Raw genomic sequence first — 13,523 nt, 5'->3', positions numbered from 1 at the left:
CTCTTAACTACTTTAATATGTTACTCCGCTAATAATCGTTTTACTTTGTTGATTTTTGATGAAATTGATCCATCAAAAATCTGATTATTGGCTTCAATAATAACGCCACCAATAATTTTTTCATCAATAATATTGTTAAATACTATCTTATTTGCACCGATTCTTTCTGCAAACTTACTTGATAATTTCGTTAATTGACTATCATCAAGCTCAATTGCAGTTGTAACGGTTGCATGTACAATTTTTTCTTTAACATCGCATAATCGTTCGAATTCTTCAATTATTCCAACCATATCACCCATTCGACCATAATCAAAGACCATTTGGATAACGTTTGCAATAATTGGAGATGCATCTTTGAGTAAGACCTTAACAAGGTCTTGCTTTTCTAACAAATTAAGACGTGCATCAACAAGCACTTCACTCAATTGTGGATTAGCAAGAAAAACTTGTCTAACTTCCTCTAATTCTTCAGAAAAGGCAACAATATTACCTTGTTCATCAGCAATTTCAAAGATGGCTTCACCGTAACGATTGGCAACGGTTGCCTTATCTAATTTCATTTTACTTTACCAACCCTTCAATATAAGAATTGATTAAGTTTTTTTGATCATTCTCATTTAATTCTTTTTGAATAATCTTAGAAGCAATTTCAATAGATAATTCAGCGACATCACTTTGAACGCTACTCAATACTTCTTGGCGTTCTTGTTCAATATCTTTAACAGCATTTTGTTTCAACGTCGTTGCTTCATCTTGAGCTCCAGAAACGATATCATCATGTTGCTTTTTACCGTTATCTTTTGCACGACTAACAATTTCAGATGCTTCTTGACGTGAATTATCTAATTGGTCTTGTCGTTCAGTTGCCAAAATATCGGCTTTTTTTCTTGAATCTTCAGCAGAATCTAAATCATTTGCAATTTTATCTGCACGGTCACTCATCATTTTTGTGACAGGACCCCATGCAAAGTGTTTGATGATTAACATCAAAATAACAAACGAAATAATATAGAATAAGAAATCACCAGTTTGAAAATTACCAACTGCACCGAAAACTAAATCTGAAAACATCTATTGACACCTCCTTTTTAAAATTAATATATTTCGTTGTATCAACGAAGAATCAAACTTAATTTCAAAAATTATTTAGCCATCAATAAGAATGAAATAACGATAGCAATAATAGGAACGGCTTCAATCAAACCAACACCAATAAACATTGTTGAACGTAATTGACCAGATAATTCTGGTTGGCGAGCCATACCTTCGATTGTTTTAGAAATAACTAAACCATTACCAATACCTGTTGCGACAGCGGCTAAACCAGCTGCAATACCTGCTGCTAATAATCCCATAATAATTGTTTCCTCCTTAGATATCTTGTTTTATTCTTTTTGTACTTTTCCACCGATATAAACCATTGACAATGTTACGAATACGTAAGCTTGGATACTTCCGATAAACAGAGAGAATCCTTGCCAGATCATTTCAACTGGTAAAGCCACGATAGTCATTAATGGGCCCATAGAAACTGCACCACCAATTAACGTTAATAATACTTCCCCAGCGTAAATGTTTCCGTACAAACGAAGAGCTAATGTTAGCAAATTTGTAAATTCTTCAATCAAGTTAATAGGTAAAAGAAATGCAACTGGACTCAAATAGGAATTTTTAATATATCCCTTAAATCCGAATTGAATAACACCCATAAAATGTGATAATAGCAGAATCAAAAATGCAAACGTTAGTGTCGTTAGCGGACTCGACGTTGGACTTTTAATCAACGTCTTGTCGCCAAAACCTATTTGTAAAAATAAACCCATTTGGTTAGATACAAAGATAAATAAGAATAACGTAAATGCTAATAAATTAAACTTCTTACCTTCTTTTCCTGGCATTGCGCTTTTAACAATCCCATTGGTGAAATCAATGAGCCATTCCAAAACATTTTGTCTACCAGTCGGTTTCATGGTCAGTCTTCTCGATAATACAATAGCTATCATCGCGACAATCACACATGCAAGTAAACCGGAAACGACATTCGTAATATTGAAAGGTAGGCCATAAAAATTCACAACGAAAGCATCTCCATCCACAGAATTTCACCTCTTTCCAAACTTTTATTTGACCGTATAAAACGGTATAAATTAAAGAGAATAACTTTATAAATATTCTCCAATTACAAAAGAAATCATACCACCAATTGAAATAAAATACAAAAGAAATTCTGACTTATTTTGAGTTTTTTTTCACATTAAAAAAAATGACACCTAGACGGCTTACGCATAAGCATTCTAAGGGCCATTCATTTAATTTATTTCGTACCAAACAATCGATCACCTGCATCGCCCAAACCTGGGACAATGTAGCCATCTTCATTCAAGTGATCATCAAGTGCTGCTGTATAAATATCAATATCAGGATGTTTTTCACGTAAAGCTGCAACACCTTCTGGAGCCGCAACAAGACAAACAAACTTAATTGTCTTTGCGCCGCGCTTCTTCAATGCATCAACTGCCATAATAGCAGAACCACCAGTAGCAAGCATTGGGTCTACTACAAGAAGATCACGACTAGCAATATCTTCAGGCATTTTTACAAAATATTCTGTTGGTTGGAATGTTGTTTCATCACGGTACATACCAATATGTCCAACTTTAGCTGCTGGTAATAATTCCAAAATACCATCAACCATCCCTAAACCAGCTCTTAAAATAGGAATAATAGCAATTTTCTTACCAGCCAATGTTTTTTGTGTTGTTTTACCCATAGGTGTTTCAACGATAACATCTTCTAAAGCAAAATCGCGAGAAACATCATATACCATTAGTTCAGCAATTTCATTAACAACTTCTCTAAATTCTTTTGTACCACAGTTCTTATCACGTATAATCGTTAATTTGTGTTGAATTAACGGATGGTCCATCACTTGAAATTTGCCCATTACGAAACACTCCCTTAAATTTAGTCTATTCTATTTTAGCGAATTATTACCTAAAATACTAGTCTTAAACGTATTTAATTTGTGAAATAGGATGCTTTTTAGATAATGCTAAAACTTGCGAACCAATTTCGGCTAATTTATCGTCATCATCGTGAAATTGAATTGCGTATAGAATTAGAATTGCAATCACTTTTACGTCTTCGCTGTCAAACCCACGAGTAGAAATTGCTGGCGTTCCAATTCGAATTCCAGACGTTTTAAATGGGCTCAATGATTCATTTGGAATTGTATTTTTATTCACAGTAATATGAACACGATCTAATAAGTTTTGAACTTCTTTTCCATTTAACCCAGAAGGTGTTACATCTAAGTTCATTAAGTGATTATCAGTTCCACCAGAAATAACTCTCACTAAATCTGACTGTGCAAATACGCCAGCCATTGCTTGTGAATTCTGAACAACTTGATACATATACGCCGTAAATGCTGGTTGCGCTGCCTCATAGAATGCTGCCGCTTTCCCAGCAATTACGTGTTCAAGTGGGCCACCCTGTGTACCAGGGAAAACTGCCGAGTTTAGTTTTTTAGCATATTTTTCTTTAGCAAGAATCATTCCACCACGAGGGCCACGTAACGTTTTATGCGTTGTTGTCGTAACAACATCAGCTACATCTACGGGATTTGGATGCAGTCCAGTAGCTACAAGACCAGCAATATGAGCCATATCTACCATTAAATAGGCGCCAACTTCATCAGCGATTGCTCTAAATTTTGTAAAGTCGATCATTCGACTATAAGCTGAGGCTCCAGCAATAATCATTTTAGGTTTTTCTTTAAGTGCTATCTCTCGAATAGCATCATAATTTAAACGTTCTGTTTTAGAATCAACACCATAACTAACAAAATTGTACAATTCACCTGAGAAATTTACTGGTGAACCATGCGTTAAATGTCCACCATCGTTTAATTTCATTCCTAAAATCTTATCTTGAGGTTCTAAAAATGCCTGGTAAACGGCCATATTAGCTTGTGAACCAGAATGTGGTTGTACATTGGCATATTCAGCATGGAATAGTGCCTTAGCACGATCAATAGCTAATTGTTCAACTACATCAATATACTCACAACCACCGTAGTAACGCTTATTAGGATACCCTTCAGCATACTTATTGGTTAACACGCTACCTTGTGCAGCACGTACAGCATCAGAAACGATATTTTCAGACGCAATTAATTCAATATTGTCCTCTTGGCGTTTTTCTTCATGAGCGATTGCATCCCACAATTCTTTATCCTGTTGTTTATATTTCACTTTTTCAGCATCCATAAGTTCAACAATATTTTGGCTACTTGCTGCTTTTTCAAGACGGTTCATGTAAGCAACACCCAATCCCTTTTTATCAAACCCTTCAACTAAAATCATTTGAACATTAGGGTTGTCATCGAAGTAGCGTAAACCGTCAAAAAGTGATTGGCTTGCTGATTCAATTGTTTTTCCTAAAGAAGAATAGCCACTATTCTTAGGTATCTGATCCGTATCAATTTGACCTTCTTTTGCCATTAATCCGATTGCAATATCTTGTTTAGCGACCCAGTCTAAAATATCTGACCAATTTTGTGTTGAATCAACAATCACAACTTGTGCTCTTGGTGCATAATGTCGATACTTCATCCCAGGTGCTTTTGGCGTTTCTCCTTCGGCAACTTCATGTGTATCATCACTAACGTGTCCAATTACATCCTCAATTTGTGACTGAGTAACTGCTCCAGGTCTCAAAATTGTTGGTTCATCTGTACTCATGTCTAAGACAGTTGACTCCACCCCTACTTTTGTTTGCCCATCATCAATGATACCAGCAATTTTACCATTCAAATCATGAGCAACATGTTCTGCCATTGTTGGACTAGGTTTACCTGAAGTATTAGCTGAAGGGCCAACAATTGGAACGCCCGACTTAATAATAAAATCTAATGTAACTTTGTTATCTGGCATTCTAAAGGCTGCAGTTTCTAAACCGCCTGTAACAGTCTTTGAAAGAGCTCCTGCTTTTAATTTAAGGATAAGCGTCAATGAACCCGGCCAAAATGTTTTAATTAACTTTTCCACATTGGCAGTAAGTGGTTGTGCATATTCCCGAACTGTCTCTACATCGGCAACGTGTACGATTAGTGGATTATCACTTGGTCGACCTTTTGCAGCATACACTTGTTTGACTGCCTCTTCATTTGTCGCATCGGCACCCAATCCGTACACTGTTTCAGTTGGGAATGCGATCAATTGTCCTTGCTTTAATAACTCTGCAGCAGTTTCTATTTCATTAGGTTGATAAATAATTGTTTCCATTAACTCAACACCCCTTTTATAATTTTGCGTGAATCATTCTTTGATTATCAAAACTATCTTTTTTTCCTTCTATTAAAACTGCATTTTCAAATGCGTTTGTTAACATCTTTATCACGGCGTTTTCTTGTTGATACCCTATTTCAAAGAAAATATCTCTTGGTTTTTGCGTGAAGCGAGCCACCTCTTCTATCATTCTTCGATACAAGATTAGACCATTTTCAGCTGCAAATAATGCGACTTGCGGTTCATGTTCAATCACACTTTTATCCATCACATCTCGCTCATTTTCGGCAATGTATGGTGGATTAGACACGATGACATCCACTTTCAATTCATGAATAGGTTCTGTTAAATCTCCAATCAAAAATGTTACATCAACTTGCTGTGCTTGTGCATTTTTTTTGGCAACCGTAATTGCTTCTTTAGAAATATCACTTGCAAAGATTTGCCAATTTGGTCGCTGTTGTTTTAAAGCAATCGCAATTGCTCCAGAACCGGTTCCAATATCAGCAATTACCAACTTCTCATTAGCAGGCAATGTCTCCAACATCCATTCTACCAATTCTTCCGTCTCAGGTCTCGGAATAAGGGTTGCTTCGGTCACTTTCAATTGCATACCAAAAAAGTAGGCATGACCAATAATGTATTGTGCCGGCATTCCATCACAAAATTGCTGAATATCTATCTGATATTGTTGCCACTCATTTTTTGGCATTTTTGTTTGATAATTCATTAATAAATCAGTCGTTGACCAGCTTAGTCGCTCTAATAATAACCACTGACCACTTTCAACTTCTAACTTATGTTCCTCTATACACAAAGAAGCCCATTTCAAGGCTTCATAGTAGGTTGGATTAGTCATTTTCTTGCAACTTTTCCATTTTTTGTGTTTGATCATATAAAATCAATGAATCGATTACTTCTTCAAGTTCACCATTCATAACACGATCTAATTTATTCAATGATAATCCAATTCGATGATCAGTCACACGATTTTGAGGGAAATTATAAGTTCTAATTCGTTCTGAACGGTCCCCTGATCCAACAGCTGATTTTCTATTTTCATTGTAAGCACTTTGTTCTTGTTGTGAATAGAAATCATAAACTCGAGCCTTCAAAATTTTCATAGCTTTTTCACGATTTTGTTGTTGTGAACGTTCATCTTGCATAGCTACAACAATGTTTGTTGGTAAATGGGTCATTCGGACAGCAGATGATGTCTTATTAACATGTTGTCCACCGGCACCAGAAGAACGATAAACATCCGTTCTAATATCTTTTGCATCAATTTCAATTTCAACATCTTCTGCTTCAGGCATAACACCTACTGTTGCAGTAGAAGTATGCACACGTCCAGCTGATTCTGTTGATGGAATTCGTTGAACTCGATGTGCACCACTTTCATATTTCAGCTTAGAAAAGACACTATCACCATTAATCAACAGGACAATTTCTTTAAAACCACCGACTTCAGTCACATTTTTATCCACAATTTCAACAGTCCAACCTTGCTTCTCAGCGTATTTAGAATACATTGAGAATAAATCTGCAGCAAATAAACTAGCTTCATCCCCACCGGCAGCGCCGTGAATTTCCATGATAATATTTTTATCATCATTAGGATCCTTAGGAATTAATAGTACCTTAATTTCTTCTTCTAAAGCTGCTTTTGCTTTCTTTGCGTCAGATAATTCTTCTTTAGCCATTTCAGCCATTTCAGAATCTAAATTTTCGCCTAGCATTTCTTCAGCATCTGCAAGTTCTTGAACAACAACTTTATATTGGCGATATTTCTCAACTGTTTCGCGGATACTTGCCATTTCTTTTGATAATTCCATAAACCGATTATTATTTGAAATAATCTCAGGATCAGACAATAATTCGCCTAATTCTTCATAGCGATCATCAACTGATTGTAATTGATCATACATTTCATCCATTTTATATTGTCTCCTCTTAATTCTTTATCTTTCTAGTCTATCTGATTATTGTAATTGTGTCATCAACGGATTGTTATAATGTTTACGACATACTGGATAATAATCTTCATTACCACCTATTAAAATTTGTTCGCCAGCATATACAGGTTTACCATCATGAATACGTAAATTCATGATGGCCTTTTTATGACAAAACCAGCAAATTGTTTTCATTTCTTCAATCTTGTCAGCATATAATAATAAATATTTTGATCCTTCAAACAATTCGTTTTTAAAATCATTCTTTAACCCAAAAGCCATAACTGGAATATTTAATTCATCCACAATTTTAGCTAATTGAATAATATGTGCTTGTTTTAGAAATTGTGATTCGTCTATTAAAACACAAGCAGCATTTGAATTAGTCTGTTGAACTAAATCAAAGACATTTGTTTCTTCAAAAATAGGTGTCGCCTCACGTTTCAATCCAATTCGACTTGAAACAAATCCAACACCATCCCTGTCATCCACACCACTTGTTAAAATAATAACTGATTTATTTTGTTCTTCATAATTATGCGCAACTTTTAAGATTTCAATTGTCTTACCACTATTCATTGCACCGTATTTAAAAAATAATTGCGCCATAATAAACCTCTTCTGTTTTTCAGATTTCCGTCTTTAAGTATATCCGATTTAAGCTTGGATTTCATTAAATAAAAATTTTTTCTTAATATTAGGCATTTTATATGTAGAATTTTGTAATTATGCTATTATAGACATAATATAAATTCAGTAAAGTAGGCTATGACGTGGATTCTATCCTATGTAGTCAATTTTCTGTAAACGGAGGATATTTTAATGACGATAAAAAGCTCAATAGCAACTGTCGCAGGGAAATCATCATATTGGTTTTTGCACACCTTTCTAAAAGGTGGTAGCTCTCTACCCGGCAAAATAACTGCCGCGTTAGATCCAGAAATTTTAAAAACATTAGGTGCTAATTATGACGTTATTGTCATCACTGGAACCAACGGTAAAACCTTAACAACCGCCTTAACAGTTAAGGTTTTAGGTGCTAAATATGACCATATCTTAACAAACTCTGCTGGATCAAATATGGAACAAGGTATTATCACAGCATTTCTAACGGATAAGCGCAAAAAAAATGAGCGTCCTCTTGCTGTTCTTGAGGTTGATGAAGCAAATGTCATTAAAGTAACCCAATACATCACGCCTAAAGCATTTGTTCTAACAAATATTTTCCGTGATCAAATGGACCGCTACGGTGAAATTTATACAACTTACAAAAAAATTATTGATGGGATTAAATTAGCACCCAATGCAACAATTATTGCAAATGGTGATGCACCCATTTTCCATTCAATTGAATTACCAAATCCTTTTGTTTTCTACGGTTTTAATCATGAAGAGGAAACAGAAAGTTTAGCACCTACGAATACTGATGGGATTCTTTGTCCAGTTTGTCAACATATCTTACATTATAAAACCCGTACGTATGCTAATCTCGGGAAATATTATTGTCCAAACTGTCATTTTAGTCGTCCAAAATTAGACTACCAATTAACATCACTTTTAGAACAAACACCCACATCATCTCACTTTATAGTTGATGGACAACCCATGGAAATTCATGTCGGCGGTTTATATAACATCTACAACGCCCTTGCTGCTTATGCAGTTGGTCGTGTCTTCAATGTTGGTCCTGCAACAATTAGTAATACATTAAGTGAAGACGATGAGCAAGTCTTTGGTCGACAAGAAGTCATCCATGTTGAAGACAAAGACATTACCTTAGTTTTAGTTAAAAATCCAGTTGGCCTCGATCAGGTACTAGATATGATTGCAACAGATACAGAACCATTCTCGTTGGCCTTCTTATTAAATGCAAATTACGCAGATGGTATTGATACCAGTTGGATTTGGGATGGGAATTTCGAACAATTAACACAAATGAACATTCCTCAATTCATGACGGGTGGTGAACGTTATAAAGATGTTTCATTCCGTTTTAAGGTCGCTGGTGTCAAAGATGAACAATTAATTAAAGAACCTGACATTGCTAAAGTTATCGAACAACTTAAAACCTTCCCCACAAAACATATTTACGTTTTAGCCACTTATACAGCTGTTTTACAGTTACGTAAATCACTCGCTAATGATGGTTATATCAAGGAGGGCATGTAATAATGGCAAAATATCATTTAAACGTCGCCCATTTATATGGTGACTTATTAAATACTTATGGTGATGTTGGTAACCTATTGGTGTTAGAATATTATGCCAAGCAAATGGATACTGACTTACAAACTGAAGTCATCAGTTTAGATCAACCTTTTGACAAAGATCATTTTGACTTAACTTTCTTTGGTGGTGGACAAGATTTCGAACAAAAAATTGTCTCAAAAGATATTCAAGACAAAAAAGAGGCCTTAACCGACTATATTGAAGATAACGGTCCCCTCCTCGCAATTTGTGGCGGTTACCAATTACTTGGTCAATATTATGTCGGTGCTGATGGTGAAAAAATTCCTGGCATTGGTGCAATGAGTCATTATACAGAGACACAAGATGACAATCGTTTTATCGGAGATATTACGATTCAAAATGAAGATACCGGTGAAACTTACCATGGTTTTGAAAATCATAACGGGATGACCTTCCTCGGTAAAGATGAACGACCACTTGGTAAAGTGTTAAAAGGTAAAGGTAATAATGGTAGTGATGCTTCAGAAGGTGTCATTTACAAAAACGTTTTTGGTTCATATTTCCATGGCCCAATCTTAACAAGAAATGGTGAATTAGCTAAACGTCTACTACTGCTTGCGTTGCATCGTAAATATCCAGATGTTGATTTTAGTCAACAAGAAGCACTCGTTATCGAACCAACATTTTAGTAAAAAAATAAAGATTCAAACAATAGTATATTATTGTTTGAATCTTTATTTTTTTATGCTTTTTCTCCAGGTTCTGATGCAATAATTTGCATATCACCTGTAATTGTCCATTCTTTAACTTCGTTTGGTAAAATAAAATGCATACCCATTTTTAAATCATATATTTTATCATCGACTTTAATCTGACCTTCACCTTTTAAAACTGAAACAAGAGTATAAGGTGCGACTGTTCTTTTAAAATTTGCTGATCCGTTTGAAATCAACCATTCATAAACACTAAAGAATGGTGTTTTAACAAAGGTTGTTACTTTGGCATCCCCGACCATTTTTGTTTGAATATCGAGTTCAGGAACTTTATTAGGCACATTAGTAACATCAATCGATTGTTGAATATGCAAGTCACGCTTCTTACCCGTTGTTGCATCCACACGGTCAAAATCGTAAACACGATATGTTGTATCACTACTTTGTTGCGTTTCAAGGACCATCACACCAGAACCAATGGCATGAATTGTACCACTAGGAACATAAAAGAAATCTCCCGCTTTAACAGGTACATGCGTAAATAAATCATCCCATCTTTCGTCATGAATCATTTCCGCTAATTCTTCACGTGTTTTAGCATGGTGCCCATAAATAAGTTCTGCCCCAGGTTCGGCTGAAATAACATACCAACATTCTGTTTTACCAAGTTCATGCTCATGTTGCATTGCATAAGTATCATCCGGATGTACTTGAACTGATAAATCTTGATTAGCATCTAAAATTTTAGTTAGAAGTGGAAAAACATCCCCTTTAGCATTACCAAAAACTTCACGATTTGAATCCCAGACTTCATTCAATGTTTTGCCAGCAAATGGACCATTCAAAACAGTACTTGGGCCATGTGAGTGTGCGGAAATAGCCCAAAGTTCACCAGTATGATTACTTGGAATATCATATCCAAAGACCGTTTTAAGATGATCACCACCCCAAATTTTTTCTTGTAATACAGGTTTTAAGAATAAAGGTTCTGTCATTAGTTGCTCTCTCCTTCGTTAAACATATTATTGGTTTATTTTATCATAAGCGGTTACATTTTTGAATGTTAATCGGTTACAATCCAGCTTTTTCCGTTAAAAAGCTTTCTATAATTTCATCTCGTTTTACCAAATAGAGACTATTATCACTCGTCGGATGTACCCTATTCGTTAAGACAACCAACCCGTCTTGCATGGATTGATCCATTATTATAAATGTTCCTGTATAACCAGTATGATAGACAGATAAGCAATCGCCATCTCCACGAAGATCCCAGCCAAGTGAACGACCCAAGCTTCTTGTAGGTGTTTGATCTGAGAATAACATTTGCGTCGTCTCCGGCCGTAATACTGGACGTTCAGGACCATCTGACATAAACCACTGCATAAATCGTAATAAGTCGGATACAGTGGAAAATAACCCTGCCGATCCACAATGTTCTTTTAAAATCCGTGCTTTGGGGTCATGAACAATACCCTTTAAAAGACCTAAGTCAGGAATAATCTCAGTTGGAACACTTCTTGAGATATTTGGACTAAAAGTACTATCAGTTAATCCTAAGGGATTTAAGACTTCTTGCTGCAATGCTTGCTGAACAGGAATTTTTAAAATACTTTCAATAATATATCCTAAAAAAATTAGTCCGATATCACTATAAATAACTTTTTTTCCAAGATTTTCACCATTACTTAGTCCGAATAGTGCTTGTTTTAAATCTGGTTCCGATAATTGATTTCGATTTTTAATATACCCTTGAAAATCTGCCGTATGCGTCAACATATGCCGTAAAGTCACCCGTTCGTCCTGATAATTTGGTAGGTATTTTTTTACGGAATCATCAACATTCAAACGACCCTCTTCTTGTAATTTTAAAATAAGAGTTGTTGTTCCTATCACTTTAGTTAGTGATGCAACGTCGTAAAGTGCATTGTCAGCTAATTGTTCAGTTTCAGGGACTAATTGCGAATATCCCAAATAGTTTTGATTGCTAATTGTATTATGATGGATAACCCCATATGAAGCACCAGGAACAATACCATCATTAACTAACTGTCGAATTTTATTTATCGTTTTAGGATATAGCAATCGTAATCACCCCTTTTGATTAATCTTCACAATTGTAAATTTACCTTTTTTAAAATCAACGTTACTAACACTAGCATTCTTCAAGAGCATCGTTGGAAGTTGATTTTTTTCTAAGCTGTCGATAAAACTTGATAACACAAGACCATGAGACACAATTAAAATATTTCCTCCCTGCGTCTGGTACTGATTCCCAATATCCGTTAATGTATCAATTATTCGACTAGTCATCTTATCATATGTTTCAGCTTGGCTAGTTCCTTCAAGCTCTGCGAACATATTTACTAAGTTTCTAAAGCGATTATGCCCTAAAACGGCCTGACTCACTTTAAAAAAACCAAATTTTTTAACAAGCATTGGAATTAAATCTTTATTTTTCATCTCTTCTAGTCGACCAAAATCGACTTCTCGAAGTCCTCTTAATGGTTGAAATTCAAACGAAGAGTCATGCTTTTCAAGAATAAAGTCCGCAGTATCTTGCGTTCGTTTTAAGTCACTTGTGTACACGGCTTCAAAATAGACATCTTTTAATTGTGTTCCCAAATTTCTAGCTGCCTCTCGCCCCTTGTGTGTCAGACGAGAATTAGTCACGCCTTGTAGCCTCTTTAATCTGTTCAATCGTGTTTGACCATGTCTTACTAAATAAAAATGAACTGTCTTCATCGCCTGCACCTCCATAAAATGGTTTATATTTGTACCTTCAAGTATACGCTACCATTAAGATTTTACCTAAGTAAAAACCTAAAATATATTTTTAAATTTAGTCTGTCTACGACTATAATAAAATAAATCAAAACATTTTCGTTTAAATTGGTATAATGAAGTAAATCATTTAGATGGGGAGTGTCACTTATGGCTAGTAATTCAGATTCTATATTCTTCGTCTTATCTTATGTCAGACGACATCCAGAAGACGTTTTCTTTTCACGCTTGACCTATACTAATTCAATAACCCTCGTCATACCAGGAAGCGTCAAAGTAGCTGATGCTGATATTTATTTTTTACCAGATAAACTAACTGTTAATCGTCTCACTGATGATTTCGTTTCAAAACACGGTGATTTATTAGATTACTTTAACGATAAATTAGATCATTCCATCCCTGACTATATGGACGTCTGGGTAACAACCGTGTATCTGACACATCATGATAAATATTTAATTGAACTTTCATTTGAACAAAATGTCTAAACAAAAAAGTGATTAAGCAGGTTCTGAAGTGAACCCCAAAAGTTGGAGTAAATATTAAGCGATCATCTGGTCGGTATGTTTTCGATATTCAATCGGAGACA

15 protein-coding genes and 1 pseudogene are annotated in these 13,523 nt (G+C 35.3%); 3 read left to right on the top strand and 13 right to left on the bottom strand.

The window, feature by feature from the left end:
* Nucleotides 1-20 precede the first annotated feature (20 nt).
* The 10 genes and pseudogenes from atpH to AC1RPV_RS05200 all read right to left on the bottom strand — a co-directional run bounded on the left by atpH (nt 21) and on the right by AC1RPV_RS05200 (nt 7,858).
* Complete coding sequence (atpH, locus tag AC1RPV_RS05245) at nt 21-563, bottom strand: ATP synthase F1 subunit delta (RefSeq protein ID WP_481761637.1); 543 nt, start codon at nt 561-563, stop codon at nt 21-23.
* A gap of 1 nt (nt 564) precedes the next feature.
* The gene (gene atpF / locus AC1RPV_RS05240) at nt 565-1,074 is read right to left on the bottom strand and encodes a F0F1 ATP synthase subunit B (protein ID WP_409022304.1); all 510 of its coding nucleotides are present in this window, start codon (nt 1,072-1,074) and stop codon (nt 565-567) included.
* Between the two features lie 71 nt (nt 1,075-1,145).
* Nucleotides 1,146-1,358, bottom strand: coding sequence for a F0F1 ATP synthase subunit C (gene atpE, locus AC1RPV_RS05235; protein ID WP_409022303.1), 213 nt, complete (start codon nt 1,356-1,358; stop codon nt 1,146-1,148).
* Nucleotides 1,359-1,388: 30 nt separating this feature from the next.
* Nucleotides 1,389-2,099, bottom strand: coding sequence for a F0F1 ATP synthase subunit A (gene atpB / locus AC1RPV_RS05230; protein ID WP_409022302.1), 711 nt, complete (start codon nt 2,097-2,099; stop codon nt 1,389-1,391).
* Nucleotides 2,100-2,317: 218 nt separating this feature from the next.
* Nucleotides 2,318-2,947 (bottom strand): uracil phosphoribosyltransferase, encoded by a 630-nt coding sequence (gene upp, locus AC1RPV_RS05225; RefSeq protein WP_409022301.1) that lies wholly within the window; start codon nt 2,945-2,947, stop codon nt 2,318-2,320.
* 64 nt (nt 2,948-3,011) lie between these two features.
* Complete coding sequence (gene glyA, locus AC1RPV_RS05220; protein ID WP_481761720.1) at nt 3,012-4,274, bottom strand: serine hydroxymethyltransferase; 1,263 nt, start codon at nt 4,272-4,274, stop codon at nt 3,012-3,014.
* 33 nt (nt 4,275-4,307) lie between these two features.
* Nucleotides 4,308-5,291, bottom strand: a pseudogene (locus AC1RPV_RS05215) (L-threonylcarbamoyladenylate synthase); the annotation flags it as partial.
* A 16-nt stretch (nt 5,292-5,307) separates the two neighbouring features.
* On the bottom strand, nt 5,308-6,153 hold the full coding sequence (gene prmC / locus AC1RPV_RS05210; protein ID WP_481761636.1) for a peptide chain release factor N(5)-glutamine methyltransferase: 846 nt from the start codon (nt 6,151-6,153) through the stop codon (nt 5,308-5,310).
* Complete coding sequence (gene prfA / locus AC1RPV_RS05205; protein ID WP_409022299.1) at nt 6,146-7,231, bottom strand: peptide chain release factor 1; 1,086 nt, start codon at nt 7,229-7,231, stop codon at nt 6,146-6,148. The genes prmC and prfA overlap by 8 nt, the downstream gene beginning before the upstream one ends.
* A 45-nt stretch (nt 7,232-7,276) precedes the next feature.
* Nucleotides 7,277-7,858 carry a thymidine kinase gene (locus AC1RPV_RS05200; RefSeq protein ID WP_409022298.1) on the bottom strand — a complete coding sequence of 194 codons (582 nt, stop codon included), beginning with the start codon at nt 7,856-7,858 and terminating at the stop codon, nt 7,277-7,279.
* A 213-nt stretch (nt 7,859-8,071) separates the two neighbouring features.
* Here AC1RPV_RS05200 and AC1RPV_RS05195 point away from each other — a divergent pair, with 213 nt between their 5' ends.
* Together AC1RPV_RS05195 and AC1RPV_RS05190 are read left to right on the top strand one after the other, a co-directional pair.
* Entirely contained in the window at nt 8,072-9,418 is a 1,347-nt protein-coding gene (locus AC1RPV_RS05195) for a MurT ligase domain-containing protein (protein ID WP_481761635.1), read from the top strand.
* A gap of 2 nt (nt 9,419-9,420) precedes the next feature.
* A complete protein-coding gene (locus AC1RPV_RS05190; protein ID WP_409022296.1) occupies nt 9,421-10,128 on the top strand; it encodes a type 1 glutamine amidotransferase in 708 nt (235 codons plus the stop codon).
* 53 nt (nt 10,129-10,181) lie between these two features.
* Here the strand turns inward: AC1RPV_RS05190 and manA are convergent, their stop codons facing one another.
* From manA to AC1RPV_RS05175, 3 genes are all read right to left on the bottom strand, one after another.
* Nucleotides 10,182-11,147, bottom strand: coding sequence for a mannose-6-phosphate isomerase, class I (gene manA / locus AC1RPV_RS05185; RefSeq protein ID WP_481761634.1), 966 nt, complete (start codon nt 11,145-11,147; stop codon nt 10,182-10,184).
* A 76-nt stretch (nt 11,148-11,223) separates the two neighbouring features.
* Nucleotides 11,224-12,234 (bottom strand): serine hydrolase domain-containing protein, encoded by a 1,011-nt coding sequence (locus AC1RPV_RS05180; protein ID WP_481761633.1) that lies wholly within the window; start codon nt 12,232-12,234, stop codon nt 11,224-11,226.
* Nucleotides 12,235-12,240: 6 nt separating this feature from the next.
* A complete protein-coding gene (locus tag AC1RPV_RS05175; RefSeq protein WP_409022293.1) occupies nt 12,241-12,894 on the bottom strand; it encodes a histidine phosphatase family protein in 654 nt (217 codons plus the stop codon).
* Nucleotides 12,895-13,083: 189 nt separating this feature from the next.
* Here AC1RPV_RS05175 and AC1RPV_RS05170 point away from each other — a divergent pair, with 189 nt between their 5' ends.
* Nucleotides 13,084-13,422 (top strand): hypothetical protein, encoded by a 339-nt coding sequence (locus AC1RPV_RS05170; RefSeq protein ID WP_481761632.1) that lies wholly within the window; start codon nt 13,084-13,086, stop codon nt 13,420-13,422.
* Nucleotides 13,423-13,523: the final 101 nt, after the last annotated feature.

It is taken from the genome of Dellaglioa sp. CoH-55-MRSF-9 (assembly GCF_056782155.1).
Note: the sequence above shows the minus strand (reverse complement) of the source record. Positions and strands in the feature narration are given on the sequence as shown.